Here is a 20,359-nt window from a genome sequence, read left to right as displayed (position 1 = left end):
CCAAGTATTTTAGGCACCGACTGAAAGTACCTTTGGTAGAGGCAGGTAACGACTCTGTTTTAGGGCTTCGGTTTTTAAAACTTGGCCGTTCATTTTAATTGTCCTGTAAGATTTAACAACGTATCCTGGTTGACCTTCTTGTTTTACCCTCGATTCACCTTGAGCCATTGTCTCATCAACAAGACGTTGTACATCGAAAGGAATAACGGATTCAGTAGTATTGCTGATAATTACTTCTTGTCCAGGAATTACCTTACCGTAAAGCTCAATAGTAACAGTATTATTACCAACTTTTGACCGGATGAGTAGATAAGCACCTGTATCATTATTAAACTTTAAATCTAGGTCTGGATAGGCGACGGTAGCATCCTGTCCAAGTGGTACATAAGAAATAGCAAGATCATGATTACTTCGTTGAGTCACCGGAAGATTAGCTAGTAAACCGGTATTATATAAAGTACTTGAGACTTGACATATTCCTCCTGCTAATCCTGGTACAAACTGTCCATTTACAATCACATAAGCATCCTTGTATCCAGCTTCTACAGTTCTTTCTCCAACAATTTGATTGAAAGAAAGAGAGTCACCAGGCTTAATAATTGCTTTGTCCATTGCCATTGCTGCAAGGCGGACGTTTTGTGATCTTGCAATCTGTGTTGGATCAAAGCGGGTAGTATAACTAGCTAACAAACCCGTAATCTGTTGATCTTTCAATTGAGATGCTGTAATTAGTGGACGTTGCTCTTTATATTGTCCATCAATTTCAGAAACAGGCTCAAAGATACTAATTCCTTTAATTTTAGAAATTAAATCATCCATATCGATAACTCGTCCCACTTGTTCTTCATGAATTATCATTGTATTTTGGTTGGTAATTTCGAAAGCTGCGTCTTGAGCAGGCTTATTTAATGGTTCCAAGTTTTTATTAAGCTCTTGTAATAATTGCTGATCACTCCACATATGGGATAAATCTAAATTAATTTCTTTGGCTGCTGTCATCTTATTCATGACTCTTCTTGGAATTGACCCTGTTCTACTAACATTATAGGCTTCTTCTAGAGCTGAATCAGCCGACACATTAAGGCCCAAATCTCCAAGCTTTACATCAAGTGAATATTGATCTACATTTATTTTAATAGTCTGGTCCATTAATCGTTTAATTTCTTTGTCCATTGCTTCTTTTGCTTGATCAGGGGTTAAATTACCCACATCAACTTTAGAAATTAATACACCCTCTGCAATAAGATTATTATCTCTTGTGTAGAGTAAAGCAGATAGACTAGCCAAAACTATTAAAATAAGAGCCAAGGAAATATAGAATTTCTTGGTTTTTATAAGAGTTAACCTTCTCTTATAACCTTGACCAAGTCTCCTATTTTGTGAATCGCTCAAATTGCCTCCTCCTACTATCAAACTGATTAATGTATTCTCGTACTATTTATTTCGACGTACTAAGAACAATTCCTTCATTATCCTACATAAAAAAGAGCCTTACTTTTGTTGAGTAACGCTCTATGTAAAAATAACGATTAAATAAGAGGATTCTTGCTAGGAATTCCAGCCTTGCGTGGATATTGTGTAGGAGTTTGTGTAACCTTTCTTATTAAGATAATTGCTCGATGCTCTGCGCTGTTACCTAAATTTAAATGTTCAATTCCCTCCGAAATCCCACCTAATACCTTTAAAGCCTTCTCTGATTCAACTAATTCTTGCTCTGCCTGTAACCCCTTAGCTGCTAAAAAAATTCCCTTTACTTTTAGAATAGGTAAAGCATACTCTAACAAGATTGGTAATCGGGCCACTGCTCGAGAACTCACAGTATCAAAATACCCTCTATAGTGCTTATCTCTTCCAAAGTCTTCTGCTCTGGCATGGACAGTTTTAATAGTTTCTAACCCCAAGGTTTTGATGACAATGTCTAGAAAATCTAATCGTTTCTTTAAAGAATCCACTAATATAACTTGTAATTCAGGTCGTAGAATTTTAAGGGGAAGACCTGGAAACCCTGCTCCTGTACCTAAATCTGCAAAATAAGTTCCTTGGACATACTTTGAAAGGACCATAGAGTCAATAAAATGTTTTAAGATAACTTCTTGTGGTTCTGTAATTCTTGTCAAATTTAATCTTTGGTTCCAATCAAGTAAAAGATCTCCAAATTGACAAAGTTGGCTAACCTGTAACTCTGACAATTCATGACCTAAATGTTTATAGGTTAACTCTTTGATTAACGACGCATATTCGATAAACACTCGTTATTACTCCCTTCTACGTCGTTGTTCTAAAGAAACGAGTAAAACAGAAATATCTGCTGGACTTACTCCTGTTATTCGAGAAGCCTGACCTAAATTTAGTGGATTAACTTCCATTAGTCTTTGTCTTCCCTCCGTAGACAAACCACGTATTTCTTCATAATGAAGGGTTTTTGGTAAAATAAGCTCTTCTAATTTAGAAAACTTCTCAATATCGGATAACTGTTTCTCTATATAGCCAGCATACTTTGCTTCTATTTCAGCTTCTTCTAAAACTTCAAAGTCATATATTTCCAGTTCCGGCAAGAGCCTGACTAAATGGCTAAGATTAATCTCCGGTCTGCGTATCAAATCTTGAGCACTAATTCCTCCGCGAGGTGGAGTAGAATTTGCTTCTATTATTATCTGTTGGAGATCTTCTCTTAAAGGAGAAAAAAATGTGGTTTTTAGAAGATTGTTAATACATTCAAAGTTCTTCTTCTTAGTGTTAAAACGCTCCCACCGATCTTCATTAACTAATCCAACAGTTCTACCTTTTTCTGTTAACCTTAGATCAGCATTATCTTGACGAAGTATTAGCCTATATTCAGCTCGTGATGTTAAAAGGCGATAAGGTTCTTTCACACCTTTTGTTACTAGATCGTCTATTAATACACCTAAATATCCATCTGAACGACGAATAACAAAAGGATCTCTTTCCATTGCTTGCAATGCAGCATTAACACCAGCAATTAATCCTTGCGCAGCGGCTTCCTCATATCCAGATGTTCCGTTAAGTTGACCAGCTGTAAACAACCCTTTTAATTGACGAACCTCTAAACTAAGAGAAAGTTGATGAGGCAAAACATAATCGTACTCTATAGCATAGCCAGGTCTTAACATTCTAACCTGTTCTAAACCAGGAATACTCTCTAATATTTTTATCTGAACCTCCTCAGGCATACTGGTAGACAAGCCTGCTACATAAAGCTCATCGCTTTTCCAGCCTTCAGGTTCTAAAAATATTTGATGAGATTCTCTATCCGCAAAACGAACAACTTTGTCCTCAATTGAAGGACAATAACGAGGACCAATGCCCTCGATTTTCCCAGAGTATAAAGGTGCACGATAAAGATTTTCTCGAATAATGTCGTGAGTCTTATTAGCTGTATATCCTAACCAACAAGCTACTTGTTTAGATGGATCTCCTTGCCAAAACATACTCTTAGTAGGCATAAAGGAGAAACGCCAAGGAACTTGATCGCCAGGCTGGATACGAAATTTAGAATAGTCAACCGATTGTCTCTGGATTCTTGGTGGTGTTCCTGTTTTGAATCTGCCTAATTCTACCCCATATTCTTTTAGAGAATCTGACAGAGACATTGCAGGCATCTGTCCATTGGGTCCACCTTGATACATAGAAGACCCGATTATTATCCTTCCACGTAAATATGTTCCGCTTGTCAACACAACATTCCCTGATTCAAAACGAGCACCGGTTCGAGTAACAACTCCAGTTATCCTCTGATTCTTGACAACAATTCCTTCTACTAATCCTTGAATTATAGTTAATCGGGGTTGCGCTAATAATACATTGCGCATTTGGTTTTGGTAAGCCTGTTTATCAGATTGAATTCTCAGGGCATGGACTGCCGGCCCTTTGCCGGTATTAAGCATTTTGACTTGTAAAGATGTCTCATCTGCAGTAATTCCCATTTGTCCACCTAAGGCATCGATTTCACGTACTAAATGACCCTTAGCTGGCCCTCCAAGAGAAGGATTACAGGGCATATGTGCAACAGTATCTAAACTTAAAGTAAGCAGGAGAGTTTCGCATCCGATTCTTGCAGCAGCAAGAGCAGCTTCACATCCAGCATGTCCAGCTCCAACAACTATAACATCGTATTTTCCAGCATAGTATTCCAAAGCACATCCTACTTTCCGATACAAAATCGAGAAAAAATATCTTCAAGAAGAGTTTCTTGAACATTGTGACCCGTTATTTCCGAAACGAATTGTAAAGCAAGACGTATATCAATCGAGATTATATCCCAGGGCATTCCAATCTTTAAACTCTCTAAAGCTTGTTTCAAAGAACTGTCACAATTTGATAATGAAGTAATCTGTCGTACATTTGAAAGAAGTGGGTCTGTCGAAAGCATACTCTCACCTTGATAAACTCTTCTTCTAATCTCCTCTTCAAGCTGAGTAAAACCTTTGCCATGAAGAACTGAAAAAGGAATCCAAAATCCTTTTTCGTATACTGGAACAATATCTTTATCCTTTTCCAATAGATCCATTTTATTAATAAGAACAATAACTTTATCTGAGTAGGTATTTAATATTTCGTATTCCACGTCAGTAAGATGGAGATTCGCCTGAACAACTAATAATATCAATTCTGCCGACTTTAATGCCTTCCAAGCTCTTTCAATTCCAAGACGTTCGACTACATCCTTGCTCTCACATATACCTGCAGTATCTACTAACTGTAACAGGATCCCTCCAACATTGACAGATTCTCTAATTTCGTCACGTGTCGTTCCTGGAATATCAGTCACAATAGCTCGCTCTTCATGTAAAAGAGCATTAAGAAGACTTGATTTACCGACATTAGGTTGTCCTACTATAACAGTGAGTAAGCCTTCTCTAAGGATTTTACCTGTTTTACTTCCATCTAACAAACGTTTGCAATGACTAAGAGTATTATTAATAAGAAACTCAAGGTTTTCTCGATCGAGGGTTTCAACATCATCTTCGGGAAAGTCAATCCCTGCCTCTATAAATGCAAGAATCTCTAGAATATCTTCTCTTAATTTAGTAATTGACCTAGAAAGACCGCCATTTAACTGACTTAAAGCAAGATTAGCGGATGATTCAGTACGAGATGTAATCAAATCAATAACTGCTTCCGCCTGTACTAAGTCGAGTTTTCCGTTCAAAAATGCTCTTTTAGAAAATTCACCAGGCTCAGCTAAACGAGCTCCATGACGGATGCAGGCCTCTAATATTCTTTGAGCGACAAAAGGGCCTCCATGGCAGTTAATTTCATAAGTATTTTCACCTGTATAAGAAAATGGAGCAACCATTCTACCAATTAAGACCTCGTCGAGAATCTTATCCTCGTCACGAAAAAGGCCAAGATTAAGAGTAAAATTTTCGTGACGTGACCAACGCTCTCTATTCTGTGGTTCAAAGCATTTTTCAATTATTTGTTCTGCTCTCGAACCGCTCAATCTTAAAATATGTATACTTGCTTCTCCCATAGCCGTTGCCATTGCCACGATTGTATCTTCCAAAGGATTCATCTCCAATTTAAAAATAACTTGTGTGAAAGTCAGAAGTCAAGATTCTTCGGCTATGCCTCATAAAGACATGTATAGTAAAAAGACGCGTAGCCAGTTCTTACTCCTTAGAAATTAACTATTTTAATTCTATCTATTTTGTAGTCTTAACTTATATAAGAAGCGACATACATACTTATGAATAATTGATACCTCCAGCGAAGGTTATATACAACTATACAAGCACCTAGTCCTAACCCCTGGTTATTAATTGACTAGGTATATGATTAAATCATCTATTCTACATTTTTACTAGTTTAAACAAAAAAGAGGGGTTACCCCTCTTTAGCCTCGTTTAAGTGATATGACTACCCTTCGATTCGGATCATCGCCCTCACTAAAGGTAGAAATTCTTGCTTCATCCTGTAAAGAAGTGTGGATAATCCGACGCTCATGAGGATTCATAGGTTCCAACACTATTTTTGTCCCAGTCCTCTTTACTTTCTCAGATAATCTTTTTGCTAGACGAACCAAAGTTTCTTCTCGACGCTGCCTATATCCTTCAACATCAACAATAATCCGTACTCTTTCAGACATTTGTTTAGCTACAGCTAAGTTCGTTAAATATTGAAGTGCATCTAGAGTATCTCCACGTCGTCCAATTAGGATCCCAAGCTCCGGACCAGTAATATCTATATGCCAGTGCTCTCCATTCTTACTCACCTTAGTGTCAGCATTAACGCTAATGGCTTTGCAAACTTTATTTATAAAATCCGCAGCCAGTAAACCAGGATTATCTTCATAAAAAACACGTACTTTCGCTAAACGCGTTCCAAAGAGACCAAATAACCCTTTCTTAGTAGGCTCTTCAATTACCTCAACTTTCACTCGATCACGGTCAACGCCTAACTCCATAATACCAGCATTAATAGCCTCTTCCACAGTTTTCCCAGTTTTCTCAGCAATCCTCATGAACGATCCTCCTCACGCTTACACGCTGACTTATATCGCTTTCTTACTTATATTTCCTAACCGATTGTTAATAAAGATCTGTTGGAAAATCGACACAACATTCATGGTTACCCAATATAAAGCCAAACCTGCTGGTACAGTAACACTAATATAAGCAAAAAATACTGGCATCATGTACAACATCATCTTCATGGTTGGGTCAGTAGAAGCATTTGGACTGGTTAATTTCGTTTGCAAATAAGTTGTTGCAGCTGCAAAGATTGGTAATATCAAATGATATGAAAGAGCAAACCCATATATTTGTGTCAAATCAAAGCCTAGAAATAAATGGGCAGAAGGATTTGTTGGATCATAAGGAAAATTTAACAACGTGCTATATAATGCCCAGAAAATAGGCAACTGAATAAGAATTGGGAGGCAACCACCCAAAGGATTAACGTTATGTTCTTTATATAACTCCATAACAGCCGCATTAGCTTTTTCTTTGTTATTTTTATACTTTTCTTGAATAGCTTTAATTTTTGGTTGTAAATCAACCGTTTTACGCATTGAAGCCATTTGTTTATAAGTTAGCGGGAAAATTATAGTCTTTATTAAAATAGTTAAAAGTATAATCGCTACACCGTAATTCGCTAGACCAACTGTAGACGACATATTATACAGTATGTTTAATAAGTAAGTCATTCCCTCAACAATAGTACTCACAAAAGCCCTCCTTATACTGGGTCATGTCCTCCTGGGTTAAACGGATGACATTTTAGTATTCTTCTAACTGATTTATAACTTCCTTTAATAAGTCCATATTTCTGTAAAGCCTGGACGGAATATTCCGAACAGCTCGGGTAAAAACGACAAGTCTGTCCTTTTAAAGGAGAAATAAATATTTGGTATAGGCGAATTAGACCAACTAAAATTCGTCTCATTTATTTTCGCTCACTTGTCAAGGTATTCGCTTTTCTTAAAATATACATCATACTGCTTTCGACCTCAGAGTACGAAACTCCTTTGATTCTTGCTCTCGCAATGCAAATTATTTGTATATCTTTTCTAATTCCGGATAGATGAAGGCGGATTACTTCTCTCATAAGTCGCTTTGCCCTATTTCGCTGAACAGCGTTCCCGACTTTCTTAGAGGCAATGAAACCAAATTTGTTAGGGCCTTTATAAATTACATATATAGCGACATATTTTACAGAGTAATTCTTTCCAAGTTCAAAAATTGTTTTAAACCCAGATTTTTGGCGTAGTCTAAATTTTCTTCGTAACATAACTCCTCCAAGTATACCTTTATATTCTAACTCACTAATCATTAGTTTAAACGTTTTTGGAACGAGTATGTTACCTTAGAAATATTTATTTGAACGTCTGAGCAAGCCAAAGGGCTTGACTCGAGCAGAACATTCTATACTTTGGTGTCGTGATGGCGAGAAGGGACCTTCCAGACGACGAAGACACTGTCTTCGCACGTTATTAGCCTTCTTGCAGTATTAACGATAAGTTATACTTTCCGACTAGTAAAAAAAAGGCCACATAATTGCGGCCTTAAACTGATAACTTCTTTCGACCTTTTAAACGACGGCGCTTTATTACATTTCGCCCCGTTGGCGTACTCATCCGACTTAAAAAACCGTGAACACGCTTATGACGCCGATTCTTCGGTTGGTAGGTTCTCTTCAATTTAACGACACCTCCTTTATTTCAAACGAAACACTTTTCGAAATCAATCAAAACATTACTTAGAGATTATACTCTACTAAATTTTAATCTGTCAAGCAAAGGACTTTGACACTGTGTGGATAACTCAGAGACTAAAAAAGTTATCCACTGTGAATAATTTTCTAAAGCTACTATATTCCTGTTGATAACCCTGAGAAAACTTGATATTATATTTTTACAATACCTGACGACAACGATAATTCGTGTTTTCTTTTATTCACAACACGTAATTTGGTTAAGTTATCCACAAATGTGTATAAGTTTGTGTATAACTTTTTTATTGTCATTATTCTTTCATTTTTAGACAAGGGAGGTCCGTCAATGCCACCACAGTCTAATTCTCTCCAATTATTGTGGCAAGAAACGCTAGAAAAACTAAAAAGTGAACTTTCTAAACCAAGCTTTGAAACTTGGTTAAGTTCTACGCGACTTCTTAATATTGATGGAGATACACTTGTCATAAGTGTCCCCAATGAATTTGCTAAAGATTGGTTAGAAAGTCGTTATGCTCCTATGATCCGTTCTTCTGTGCAATCCGTTTTAGGTCATTCTGTTAGTCTTCGCTTTATTTTACCTCCCTCAGGCGCTAGTTATAATGAAGATGCCATTCTGTCCGAGCCTATTCCTCCTGTGCTTCCTAAACAAGCTGAACCTATTCCAAATTCTTTAAATACTAAGTACACCTTTGATACATTTGTGATAGGCAATAGCAACCGTTTTGCTCATGCAGCTTCATTAGCCGTTGCAGAATCTCCAGCTAAATCTTATAATCCTCTTTTTATTTATGGGGGAGTTGGGTTAGGAAAAACCCATCTTATGCATGCCATAGGTCATCATGTTTTACAACGTTCACCAAATACTAAAGTAATTTATGTTTCTAGTGAAAAATTTACTAACGAATTGATTGATTCAATTAGAGATGAAAACCCCGAGGAGTTTCGTAACCATTACCGTAACGTAGATATCCTTCTAATCGATGATATTCAATTTTTAGCTGGTAAAGAGCGAACTCAAGAAGAGTTCTTTCATACATTTAATGCACTTCATGAAGCTAATAAACAAATAATAATTTCATCCGATCGCCCTCCAAAAGATATTCCAACCCTAGAAGATAGATTGCGTTCTCGTTTTGAATGGGGCTTAATAACCGATATTCAAGCTCCAGATTTAGAAACACGAATTGCGATTCTTCGTAAGAAAGCAAAAATGGAAAATCTCCAAGTACCAAATGAAGTTATGGTTTATATTGCAGACAAAATTCGTTCAAATATACGTGAACTCGAAGGAGCACTTATAAGAGTCATGGCTTTTGCTTCTCTTAGTTCAATTCCTATAACCGCAGAAGTGGCAGTTGAAGCATTAAAGGATATTATTCCTGCAAATAACTCAAAGCAGATTACTATTGATATTATTCAAGAATCCGTTGCTAGATTTTTTAATTTATCACCAACCGATTTTAAAGCTAAAAAGAGAACCCGTGCTGTAGCATTTCCTAGACAAATTGCAATGTACCTTTCCCGCCAGCTTACAGATTATTCTTTGCCTAAAATTGGAGATGAATTTGGTGGTCGTGATCATACGACTGTAATGCATGCTCACGATAAAATAACTCAAGCCTTAATCAATGATCCTGTACTAGAAAAGAAAGTTAATGAAATAATTCAACGTATTCAAACAGATTAAATGTAGTAAAAGTTAGAGAACATAGTAGCAGTGACACTCTTTATAAAATCATATACTGAATATAGTTAAAGTTATAGGCAAAGACTTAGCGGGCTCATTTAATATGTTTATAACCTGTTGATAAAGCTTCAAATATTTTTAAATGTGGACACGTGGATAATCTAATCCGTTTGTCCACAACTTTTTCAACACCCATTTTAGTAGTCAGGCTAAGCCGCCAGACAACTTATACACATGTTGACAAGTAATACTACTACAACTACTAACTATTATCTTATTATTAATAAACTTGATTTAGAACAAGAAGAAGAGACTATAATTTTTAGGAGGATACGATTCATATGAAAATCTTCTGTTCAAAGGATGCATTGTTATCAGGTGTAAATGCTGTTCAACGGGCTGTATCCAATAAAAACCCATTACCAGTTCTTCAGGGAATTTTGATTCAGGCCGAAAATCAGTGTTTACAGTTTGCAGCTACTGATCTTGAAATGGGGATTCGCTGTGATGTTCCAGCCCAAGTTAATGAAGAAGGAACAATGATCGTTCCGGCTAAACTATTTACAGATGTCGTCCGTAAATTACCTGATACACCAATTTCATTGGAAGAACGAGATAAATCAATTATTATTTGTTATAACCAATCAGAAATCGTTTTAAATGGGTATGATCCAGAAGAATTTCCCTTACTTCCAGATCTTATAGAGCCTTCATCATTTGAATTACCAACTGCGATATTTAAAAATATGATCAGACAAACCATATTCTCTTGCGCCTCAGAAGAAAATAGACCAGTTTTTAATGGAATTCTACTACAAATTGAGAATACGAATATACGTTTAGTTGCGACAGATACACATCGTTTAGCTTATATTATTTCTGAACTATCTAATCCAAACGACGCCCGTTTTAGCGGAATTATTCCTTCTAAAACTTTATCAGAAATATATCGTTTACTAAGAGATGAAGATGAACTCTTAACAATTAGCTATAGTAATAATCAAGTTGTTTTTCAATTTGGGTCAATTTATTTAATTTCTAGACTTATAGAAGGACAATTTCCGAATTATAAGCAAGTTATTCCTCAAACCTGTGAAACTAAGGTCCATTTATCTGTGAGAGAATTTCTTGACGCTGTAGAACGAGCCTCCTTACTATCTCGAGATAAGAGCGGTGCAAATATTGTAAGGATAAATGTAGAAAATAATGATTTAAGAATCGACCAAACCTCAGAGTTAGGTAAAATATCTGAGCAGATTGGCATAGACATGGAAGGAAAAGATGTTAAAATTGCTTTTAATGCTAAATTTCTTATTGATGCCTTAAAAGTAATAGATAGTGATCGAATATTATTTGAATTGTCTGGACCCTTTAGTCCTGGAGTAATGCGTCCTTTAGGTGACCCAAACTATATTTACCTAGTATTACCGGTAAGAACGTCTTAAATAAAGCTATGATGATAAATAAAATTTGCCTACAAAATTTTCGTAATTATGAAGATGAAACGATCAAATTCATGCCTGGAACCAATATTCTGATAGGAGACAATGGCCAGGGTAAGACAAATATTATTGAAGGAATCTATTACCTTTTAACCGGAAAGTCTTACAGAGTACATCGGGAACAAGAACTCTTACGATGGGATCAAAGCGAATTTCATCTTTACGGCGATTTTCTCATGAATAATCACAAGCTATCGTTAGAAAGCCACTATAAAAATAAAAAAAAAGTAGTCAAAATTAATCAAGTATCATGCCAACGTTTATCTGACTTTGTAGGAACTATAAATGTAATCTTCTTTTCTCCGGATGACCTTGTTATGATTAAAGGAGGGCCTTCGGAAAGAAGAAGATTTTTAGACTTACATATAGCTCAAATGCGCCCAGGGCATGTTAGTCTTCTCAATGCCTATAACAAAGCAATACATCAGAAAAGTGCTTTATTAAAGGCTTACACCGAAAAACATCAAAAGTATGCACAAATCCAACTTTGGAACGAACAAATTATAGATTTGGGAACGAAGATTATTAGAAATAGAGCAGATCTAACGAAACGTCTTCAAGATGCAGCAAATGGTATTTATAAAAATTTATCGTCACAGAAAGAAACATTACAGATCTTTTACAGTGCATTGGGACAAAGATCTGTAACTGAGGCAATCTCTGAATTTCCACGCTTAATGAATGAAAAATTAGAACAAGAAATAGAAAGGCAAATCATTCTCGTTGGACCTCATCGCGATGATCTTCATATTCTTTTAAATGATAGACCAGGAAGACTATATGCATCACAAGGGCAACAACGTTCGTTAGTTCTTAGTCTAAAATTGGCGGAACTAGAGTTGATACGTCAGGAAAAAGGGGAATACCCCCTTCTTTTACTTGATGACGTATTGTCTGAATTGGATAGATTTAGGAGAGACTATTTAATAAAGTTCATTGAATCTTCACATATACAAACTCTTATAACTATGACAAGTGCTGATAAGCATCTTGACTTAGGAACACGTTTCCATGTGAAACAAGGACATATAAGGAGGGAAAACTAATTGTATATACATCTTGGTGGAGATGTTTTAATAAAAAGAAATATAATAGTTGCAATCATAGATTTAGAATTAGAAAAATTGGGGAAAACAAACCAAACTTTTTTAGAAAACATGAAAATACATCATAAAAAAATCCGTTACCTTTGTAAAAAGGGCAGAGAAAAAACCATGATTGTAACAAATAACGATTTATTCTTTTCTCCCATCTCTTCAATTACTTTATTCAAGCGTTCATTTATGGATATCGGAAATAATAGTTTCGAATTAGGTATTGAAGTTAAATAGCTTTAAAATTGATACATCTAAACTTTTAGTGTACAATAATAAGGTTGAAGGTATTTATTGGTACTATCAGCAAATTAAAATAATTTCGTATGCAACTATGGCAAATACAAGCGATTAAACGGCTTTCTAACTTCGAATATCTTGTTCGAGTCCGGCCTTCGCTTGCAATAACCAAGGTTTCTATAGGAGGAAACAGCTTTGCAAGAAAACAAAGAGCAAGTAATTCAAAGTACAAATGACAATTATAATGCTGGGCAAATCGAAGTACTTGAAGGTTTAGAGGCTGTTCGCAAACGTCCTGGTATGTATATTGGTACTACAGGGCTGCGTGGTTTGCATCATCTTGTTTATGAAATAGTCGATAACAGTATTGATGAAGCTTTAGCAGGTTATTGTGATAAAATTGATGTCAAAATACATGCCGATAATAGCATTACCGTCATAGATAATGGACGAGGAATTCCTGTTGATATTCATCCTAAAACAGGTAAACCTGCTGTAGAAGTTGCTTTAACGGTCTTACATGCTGGAGGAAAATTTGGTGGAAGTGAAAGTGCCTACAAAGTTTCCGGTGGTCTGCATGGAGTAGGCCTAAGCGTTGTTAATGCTTTGTCGAAATGGTTAGTTGTTGAAGTTTCCAAAGGCGGCTATATTTATCAACAGGAGTATGCCAAAGGAAAACCAACGACTGATCTAAAAAAGATTGGGACAACTGAAAAAAATGGAACCAAGATTAGTTTTATTCCTGATTCAGAAATATTTGAAGATACTATATATGATTTTGATATTCTAGCTCACAGACTTAGGGAACTGTCCTTTTTAAATAAAAGTATTTCAATTAACTTATCGGATGAGCGTACAAATACTCACGAAACCTTCATTCATTCAGGTGGTATTCAAGACTTTGTTTTATATTTAAATAAGAGTAAAGATTGTTTACATCCACAGCCAATATATATTGAAACAACTAAAGACAATGTCCAAGTTGAGATTTGTATTCAATATAATGATAGTTATGCTGAAAATCTGTTTTCTTATGCAAATAATATTAACACCCAAGAAGGGGGAACCCATGAAGCAGGTTTTAAGTCAGCTTTAACAAGGGTAGTTAATGATTATGCTCGTAAAAGTAATATGTTAAAAACTACGGATTCTAATCTTTCTGGAGATGACATCCGTGAAGGATTAACTGCTGTAATTTCTGTAAAGGTTCCTGATCCTCAATTTGAAGGACAGACAAAGACTAAGTTAGGTAATAGTGAAATTAGAGGTATTGTGGACTCCACTACTGGAGAAGGATTAACTATTTTCCTCGAAGAAAATCCGGCAATAGCTCGAAAATTCATAGATAAATCGGTTCAAGCAGCTCGAGCTAGAGATGCTGCCCGTAAAGCTCGGGAGTTAACTCGACGCAAAAGTGCTCTAGAGGGGACCTCTCTTCCAGGAAAACTTGCCGATTGTTCATGGAAAGAACCAGATTTGTGTGAAATGTATATAGTTGAGGGAGACAGTGCCGGTGGTTCTGCAAAACAAGGACGAGATCGAAGATTTCAGGCAATTCTACCTTTACGTGGAAAAATCCTCAATGTAGAAAAAGCAAGACTTGATAAAATATTAGGGAATGCAGAAATTAGGGCGATGATTACAGCCATGGGTACTGGAATATCTGAAGACTTTGATATTACAAAAGCGCGTTATCACAAACTAATTATTATGACAGACGCTGACGTAGACGGAGCTCATATCCGAACACTATTGCTGACCTTCTTCTACCGTTATATGAGACCACTCATCGAAAATAATTATGTTTATATCGCACAACCTCCGCTCTTTAAAATCAAAAAGGGGCGAGATATTCAATATGCTTACACAGATGATGAACTGACAAAAACACTTGAAAAAATAGGTCGAGAAAAAGTAGAACTTCAACGCTACAAAGGTTTGGGTGAAATGAATCCTGATCAGTTGTGGGAAACTACGATGGATCCAGCAAACCGAACAATCTTACGAGTAACTATGGAAGATGCCATGAGGACTGAAGAAATGTTTTCAGTCTTAATGGGCGATAAGGTTGAACCTCGTCGTGACTTTATTAATCGCTATGCAAAAGATGTTCGTAATCTGGATACTTAAAGGAGTGCTCATTCATGGCAGATGAACTATTGGGAGGGAGAGTCCTTCCCATTGAAATTGCAGAAGAAATGCGAAGATCATTTATCGATTATTCGATGAGTGTTATTGTGAGCCGTGCTTTGCCGGATGTTCGAGACGGTCTCAAACCGGTCCATCGCAGAATATTATATACTCTTCATGAGTTGGGTCTGACTCCTAACAAGCCCTATAGCAAGTCGGCACGTCTAGTTGGGGATTGCATGGGTAAATTTCACCCCCACGGGGATTCTTCAATTTATGATGCGGTTGTTCGTTTAGCTCAAGATTTTGCCAGCCGTTATCCCCTTGTTGACGGTCATGGTAACTTTGGTTCAATTGATGGAGACTCTGCTGCGGCTATGCGTTACACTGAGTTGCGTATGGCTAAATTGGCGACTTATATGTTGGCAGACATCGAAAAAGATACAGTGGATTTTACCCTCAACTATGATGAGAAACAAGAAGAACCTACAGTATTGCCGTCTAAATTTCCAAATTTGCTTGTAAACGGTTCATCTGGGATTGCGGTTGGAATGGCAACGAATATTCCGCCCCATAATTTATCAGAAGTTATCGAAGCGACGATTGCTTTAATGACTAATCCTGAGTTATCAATTGATGAACTAATGAACTATGTAAAAGGTCCAGATTTTCCAACTGGTGGAACAATCATGGGTCATGAAGGAATCATATCTGCTTATAAAACCGGTAGGGGTTCGATTAAAATACGATCCAAAGCTCAGATTGAACCCATGGAGAAGTCAGGTAAGAACCGTATTGTCGTTACTGAAATTCCGTTTATGGTCAATAAAGCTCGTATGATTGAGAAAATAGCTGACCTTGTTCGTGATAAGAAAATTGATGGAATTACTGACCTAAGGGACGAGTCTGATCGGTCAGGAATGCGTATAGTAATCGAGCTCAGACGTGACGTAAATCCAAAGGTTATTTTAAATCAACTATATAAGCATACGCAGTTAGAAGATACGTTTGGTGTTAATATGCTGGCTTTAGTTAATGGTCAACCCAGAACCCTTACTCTTAAGGATATGATCTATTACTTTATTGAACATCAAAAAGATGTAATTGTCCGAAGAACTAGATTTGAACTCAATAAAGCAGAAGCTGAAGCTCATATCATTGAGGGACTAAGAATTGCTCTTGATCATATTGATGAAGTTATAGAAACTATTCGATCTTCAAAGGATGAATCTAAGGCTAGAGAAAATCTCATGATTCGTTTTGGCTTAAGTGACAAGCAGGCCCAAGCTATTGTGGATATGAGGCTAAAGCGACTGACAGGATTAGAACGGGAAAAACTAGAAAATCAGTATCAGGAATTGATGAATACCATTAATTACTTGAAGTCCGTTCTCGCGTCAGAAGGTATGGTTATTGGGATTGTTAAGACTGAACTAGAAGAGATTAATCGCAAATTTGGAGATGATCGTAAGACAGATATTACAGTAGATGTAAGTAGGATGGATATAGAAGATCTTATTGCTGTCGAGGACGTAGTTGTTACCGTAACCCATTATGGGTATATTAAACGATTACCACTAAGTACCTATAAAAGCCAAAACCGTGGAGGCAAAGGTGTTCACGGCATGGCGACTAAAGAACAAGACTTTGTGGAACATCTCTTTACTACAACGACTCATCACTATATTCTATTCTTTACTTCTCAAGGAAAAGTGTATCGATTGAAGGCTCATGAAATTCCCGAAGCGAGTCGTACGGGTAAGGGTACTGCCGTTATAAACCTCTTGAATTTAGGGCAACACGAAATGATTACAGCAGTGATGGCAATCAAGGATTATAGTCCTGACTTCTTCTTAATAACCGCTACTAAAAAAGGTATTATGAAGAAGACTGCCTTGCAAGAGTATGATTCATCTAGAAAAGATGGATTAATTGCACTGACCTTGGATAGTGGGGATGAACTTATAGGAGTCAAATTAACCCAAGGTTTAGATGACATTTTTTTAGCAACAAAAAATGGAATAGCCATTCGTTTTCCGGAGTCAGATGTTCGTTATATGGGACGGACAGCTCGTGGAGTAAAAGGTATAAAACTTGAACAAAACGATTTAGTGGTTGGTATGGATGTGATTGGTGATGAAGGTGAACTCTTGACAATGAGTGAAAACGGATTTGCCAAACGCACCGATCTTAAAGAATTCCGTGTTCAAGGACGTGGCGGCAGAGGAGTTATTGCCATGAAACTGAATGCAAAAACGGGAACATTAGTTGGAATAAAAGTTGTACAAGTAGAAGATGAGCTTATGGTTATTACGAACAATGGAATTATGCTTCGAATCCCTGTTTCTAGTATTTCGAATCAAGGACGTTCTGCACATGGGGTTTTGACAATGCGCACAGGTGATAGTAATGTCGTTGCAATTGCTAAAGTGCTGATGAAAGATGGAGTGGAAGTCTTGGAAAGTGACACTCCTGAGGATTCAGAAGAAGACTAAAATTGACAAAATTCGCGCAAGATGTTACCATATTTTGAATCTGAATTTGTAAATATAGAGTTTTTACACATTAGATTTAACTAAGAAATTATAGGGGGACTATTAAATGACTGATATTGGCTCATTCAAAGTAAAAACAGGACTTGCCGAGATGCTAAAAGGTGGAGTTATTATGGATGTAACAACTCCTGAGCAGGCTATAATTGCGGAAGAGGCTGGAGCATGTGCAGTAATGGCATTAGAACGTGTTCCATCGGATATACGTGCAGAAGGTGGAGTCGCTCGAATGGCGGATCCAACAATTATTCAGAATATTATGGCTGTAGTATCTATTCCTGTTATGGCAAAATCACGTATCGGTCATTTTGTTGAAGCCCGTATTTTAGAAGCCTTAGGTGCTGACTATATTGATGAATCTGAAGTATTAACCCCTGCGGACGACGCTTATCATATTAATAAGCATGATTTTAAAGTGCCTTTTGTTTGCGGATGTCGTAATCTTGGTGAAGCATTACGCCGAATCGGTGAAGGAGCAGCCATGATAAGAACCAAAGGAGAACCTGGAACGGGAAATGTTGTTGAAGCAGTCCGACATATGCGTACTGTAATGAGTGAGATTCGCGCATTAACCTTAATGCCGAAAGAAGAACTTATGTCAGCTGCTAAAGATATGGGTGCTCCTTATGATTTAGTTCTTTATGTTGCTGAACATGGTAAATTACCTGTCGTTAACTTCGCTGCAGGTGGTATAGCTACTCCAGCGGATGCTGCGTTAATGATGCAATTGGGAGTGGATGGTATTTTTGTAGGTTCAGGAATTTTTAAATCAGGTGATCCAAAAGCACGAGCTAAAGCAATTGTTATGGCAACAACTCATTATAATGATGCAAAATTACTTGCTGAGATTTCCAAAGATTTGGGACAACCTATGTCCGGTATAGAGATTTCAACACTGACCGAAGCCCAACGTATGCAAGAACGGGGTTGGTAAGAATGAAAAAGCGTGTTGGCGTATTGGCACTGCAAGGTGCTTTTCGCGAGCACCGGCAGGTTCTGGAACAATTGGGTTGCAACGTTGTAGAAGTGCGTAAAACAAGTGATCTTGATGAAATACAGGGTCTTATTATTCCAGGTGGAGAAAGTACCACCATTGGTAAACTCCTGAGAATCGATGAGATGGGTGAAAAGATTAAGGAGCTTGGCGCTAAAGATATGCCAATTTTTGGAACTTGTGCTGGTATGATTCTACTTAGTAAAACGATTGTCGATAGTGAACAGTATCGCTTAAACCTTATGGATACAGTGGTAGAACGAAATGCATTCGGAAGACAAGTGGCAAGTTTTGAAACGGATCTTTTAGTTCCTGCCTTAGGTCATAATCCTCTAAGGGCTGTTTTTATTCGGGCGCCTTACCTTAGGGAAGTTGCGCCCAATGTAGGTATATTGGCAGAGTATAATGGCAAAATTGTATTTGTGAGACAAGGAAATTTATTAGCAAGTGCGTTTCATCCGGAACTTACCCCGGATTTTAGAGTTCATCAGTATTTTTTGAATATGATTGATGAACATTAAGATAAGGTGTTGTTCTATACTTCTGAAGTATAAGTGCAGCTAAGGCGATCGCCTGCATAGGAGGGTGTTTAGAATGTTAGATCTCAAGTTTGTTCGTACTAACCCTGAAGTGGTTAAGGAGGCTTTGGAAAAACGTCATGTTTCAATTAGTCTCGACCATTTCTTAAAACAAGAAGAAGAAAGGCGTAAACTACTATTTGAAATTGAGACTTTAAAAGCCCGGCGCAACTTAGTTTCTGAAGAAGTTGGGCGTCTAAAAAAAAGTGGTAAAGATGCCGAAAGTCTCGTTTTAGAAATGAGAGAAGTTGGTCAAAACATTAAGGACCTAGAAGATACATCAGCGAACATTGTACAAGAGATGGAGAAAGTACTCTATGAGATTCCTAACATACCTCACACTTCTGTGCCAATAGGCTTAGACGAAAGCGCCAATGTTCAAATTCGTACTTGGGGAATTCCTCGTGTTTTTGACTTTGAACCGAAGGCCCATTATGAAGTCGGGGAAACCTTGGATGTTTTTGATTTTGTCAGAGCTGCTAAAGTAACTGGCGCTCGTTTTACGTTTTATAAAGGGTTAGGCGCTAAGCTAGAACGATCTCTTATTTCGTTTATGCTTGATCGTCACACAGCTAAGGGATATACGGAAATTCTTCCTCCCTATATGGTTAACCGAGCTTCTATGATAGGAACAGGTCAGTTACCTAAATTTGAAGATGATGCCTTTAAAATTGTTGGAACAGACTACTTTTTAATTCCTACTGCAGAAGTCCCAGTAACAAATCTCTATCGTGATGAAATATTGGACGGTAGTAAATTGCCTATACGTCACTGTGCATATAGTTCATGTTTTCGTTCTGAAGCAGGTTCAGCAGGGAGGGACACACGAGGACTTATTCGTCAACATCAGTTTAACAAAGTAGAATTGGTTAAGTTCTCACTTCCGGAGAATTCCTATGAGGAACTTGAATTACTGACAAAGGATGCTGAAAGTATTCTTCAAGAATTAGAACTTCCCTATCGAGTTATGGCGTTATCGACAGGTGATCTAGGCTTTACATCTGCCAAGACTTACGATCTAGAGGTATGGCTTCCGAGCTTTAATACATATAGAGAGATATCTTCATGCAGTAATTTTGAGGATTTTCAAGCACGTCGCGCAAATATCCGTTTTCGCAGAGGACCTAAAGGTAAGCCAGAGTTTGTTCATACTTTAAATGGAAGCGGTTTAGCAATTGGACGCACAGTTGCCGCAATTATGGAGAATTATCAGGAAAAAGACGGCAGGGTACGTGTTCCTAAAGCATTGCAACCTTATATGGGTGTAGAATATATTGGATAAGGAACATCTTGAAACCGAAAAATATCTGAAATGGATATAAATTTAATAAATGTAAAATAATATATTGTGAATATCACTATAAATACTTGATTTTATTTAACATA

The 20,359-nt window shown here is 37.1% G+C and carries 18 protein-coding genes; 9 read left to right on the top strand and 9 right to left on the bottom strand.

The genetic code is table 11. The features are described 5' to 3' along the window. Positions 1-9 precede the first annotated feature (9 nt). The 9 genes from HGJ98_RS15785 to rpmH form a co-directional block, all read right to left on the bottom strand. Positions 10-1,392: a VanW family protein gene (locus tag HGJ98_RS15785; RefSeq protein WP_291352529.1), complete on the bottom strand. Its 1,383-nt coding sequence runs from the start codon at positions 1,390-1,392 to the stop codon at positions 10-12. Positions 1,393-1,529: 137 nt separating this feature from the next. Then, positions 1,530-2,249 (bottom strand): 16S rRNA (guanine(527)-N(7))-methyltransferase RsmG, encoded by a 720-nt coding sequence (gene rsmG / locus HGJ98_RS15780; protein WP_291352527.1) that lies wholly within the window; start codon positions 2,247-2,249, stop codon positions 1,530-1,532. 6 nt (positions 2,250-2,255) lie between these two features. Continuing rightward, complete coding sequence (gene mnmG, locus HGJ98_RS15775) at positions 2,256-4,154, bottom strand: tRNA uridine-5-carboxymethylaminomethyl(34) synthesis enzyme MnmG (RefSeq protein WP_291352686.1); 1,899 nt, start codon at positions 4,152-4,154, stop codon at positions 2,256-2,258. An 8-nt stretch (positions 4,155-4,162) separates the two neighbouring features. Continuing rightward, positions 4,163-5,527 carry a tRNA uridine-5-carboxymethylaminomethyl(34) synthesis GTPase MnmE gene (gene mnmE / locus HGJ98_RS15770; RefSeq protein WP_291352525.1) on the bottom strand — a complete coding sequence of 455 codons (1,365 nt, stop codon included), beginning with the start codon at positions 5,525-5,527 and terminating at the stop codon, positions 4,163-4,165. A 330-nt stretch (positions 5,528-5,857) separates the two neighbouring features. After that, positions 5,858-6,484 carry an RNA-binding cell elongation regulator Jag/EloR gene (gene jag, locus HGJ98_RS15765; protein ID WP_291352523.1) on the bottom strand — a complete coding sequence of 209 codons (627 nt, stop codon included), beginning with the start codon at positions 6,482-6,484 and terminating at the stop codon, positions 5,858-5,860. Positions 6,485-6,514: 30 nt separating this feature from the next. Beyond that, positions 6,515-7,189 (bottom strand): YidC/Oxa1 family membrane protein insertase, encoded by a 675-nt coding sequence (locus HGJ98_RS15760; RefSeq protein WP_291352521.1) that lies wholly within the window; start codon positions 7,187-7,189, stop codon positions 6,515-6,517. An 11-nt stretch (positions 7,190-7,200) separates the two neighbouring features. After that, the gene (yidD, locus tag HGJ98_RS15755; RefSeq protein ID WP_291352519.1) at positions 7,201-7,407 is read right to left on the bottom strand and encodes a membrane protein insertion efficiency factor YidD; all 207 of its coding nucleotides are present in this window, start codon (positions 7,405-7,407) and stop codon (positions 7,201-7,203) included. Continuing rightward, complete coding sequence (gene rnpA / locus HGJ98_RS15750) at positions 7,408-7,752, bottom strand: ribonuclease P protein component (protein ID WP_291352517.1); 345 nt, start codon at positions 7,750-7,752, stop codon at positions 7,408-7,410. It lies immediately after the preceding gene. A gap of 274 nt (positions 7,753-8,026) precedes the next feature. Continuing rightward, entirely contained in the window at positions 8,027-8,161 is a 135-nt protein-coding gene (rpmH, locus tag HGJ98_RS15745) for a 50S ribosomal protein L34 (RefSeq protein ID WP_007777819.1), read from the bottom strand. 360 nt (positions 8,162-8,521) lie between these two features. Here rpmH and dnaA point away from each other — a divergent pair, with 360 nt between their 5' ends. The 9 genes from dnaA to serS all read left to right on the top strand — a co-directional run bounded on the left by dnaA (position 8,522) and on the right by serS (position 20,255). Further along, positions 8,522-9,883 (top strand): chromosomal replication initiator protein DnaA, encoded by a 1,362-nt coding sequence (gene dnaA / locus HGJ98_RS15740; protein ID WP_291352515.1) that lies wholly within the window; start codon positions 8,522-8,524, stop codon positions 9,881-9,883. A 341-nt stretch (positions 9,884-10,224) separates the two neighbouring features. Next, entirely contained in the window at positions 10,225-11,328 is a 1,104-nt protein-coding gene (gene dnaN / locus HGJ98_RS15735) for a DNA polymerase III subunit beta (protein ID WP_291352513.1), read from the top strand. Between the two features lie 8 nt (positions 11,329-11,336). Beyond that, positions 11,337-12,431 (top strand): DNA replication/repair protein RecF, encoded by a 1,095-nt coding sequence (gene recF, locus HGJ98_RS15730; protein ID WP_291352511.1) that lies wholly within the window; start codon positions 11,337-11,339, stop codon positions 12,429-12,431. Then, positions 12,432-12,716, top strand: a complete 285-nt coding sequence (gene remB, locus HGJ98_RS15725) for an extracellular matrix regulator RemB (RefSeq protein WP_291352509.1) — start codon at positions 12,432-12,434, stop codon at positions 12,714-12,716. It abuts the gene before it with no gap. Positions 12,717-12,914: 198 nt separating this feature from the next. Then, positions 12,915-14,849, top strand: a complete 1,935-nt coding sequence (gyrB, locus tag HGJ98_RS15720) for a DNA topoisomerase (ATP-hydrolyzing) subunit B (protein WP_291352507.1) — start codon at positions 12,915-12,917, stop codon at positions 14,847-14,849. 14 nt (positions 14,850-14,863) lie between these two features. Then, entirely contained in the window at positions 14,864-17,344 is a 2,481-nt protein-coding gene (gene gyrA / locus HGJ98_RS15715) for a DNA gyrase subunit A (protein ID WP_291352505.1), read from the top strand. 106 nt (positions 17,345-17,450) lie between these two features. Then, a complete protein-coding gene (pdxS, locus tag HGJ98_RS15710; protein WP_291352503.1) occupies positions 17,451-18,335 on the top strand; it encodes a pyridoxal 5'-phosphate synthase lyase subunit PdxS in 885 nt (294 codons plus the stop codon). Positions 18,336-18,337: 2 nt separating this feature from the next. Continuing rightward, complete coding sequence (gene pdxT / locus HGJ98_RS15705) at positions 18,338-18,916, top strand: pyridoxal 5'-phosphate synthase glutaminase subunit PdxT (protein ID WP_291352501.1); 579 nt, start codon at positions 18,338-18,340, stop codon at positions 18,914-18,916. A gap of 73 nt (positions 18,917-18,989) precedes the next feature. Continuing rightward, on the top strand, positions 18,990-20,255 hold the full coding sequence (gene serS / locus HGJ98_RS15700) for a serine--tRNA ligase (RefSeq protein ID WP_291352499.1): 1,266 nt from the start codon (positions 18,990-18,992) through the stop codon (positions 20,253-20,255). Positions 20,256-20,359 lie beyond the last annotated feature (104 nt).

The sequence above is a fragment of the Desulfosporosinus sp. genome (genome assembly GCF_014237355.1).
GTDB lineage: Bacteria > Bacillota > Desulfitobacteriia > Desulfitobacteriales > Desulfitobacteriaceae > Desulfosporosinus.
This window is presented reverse-complemented; position numbering and strand designations above follow the sequence as displayed.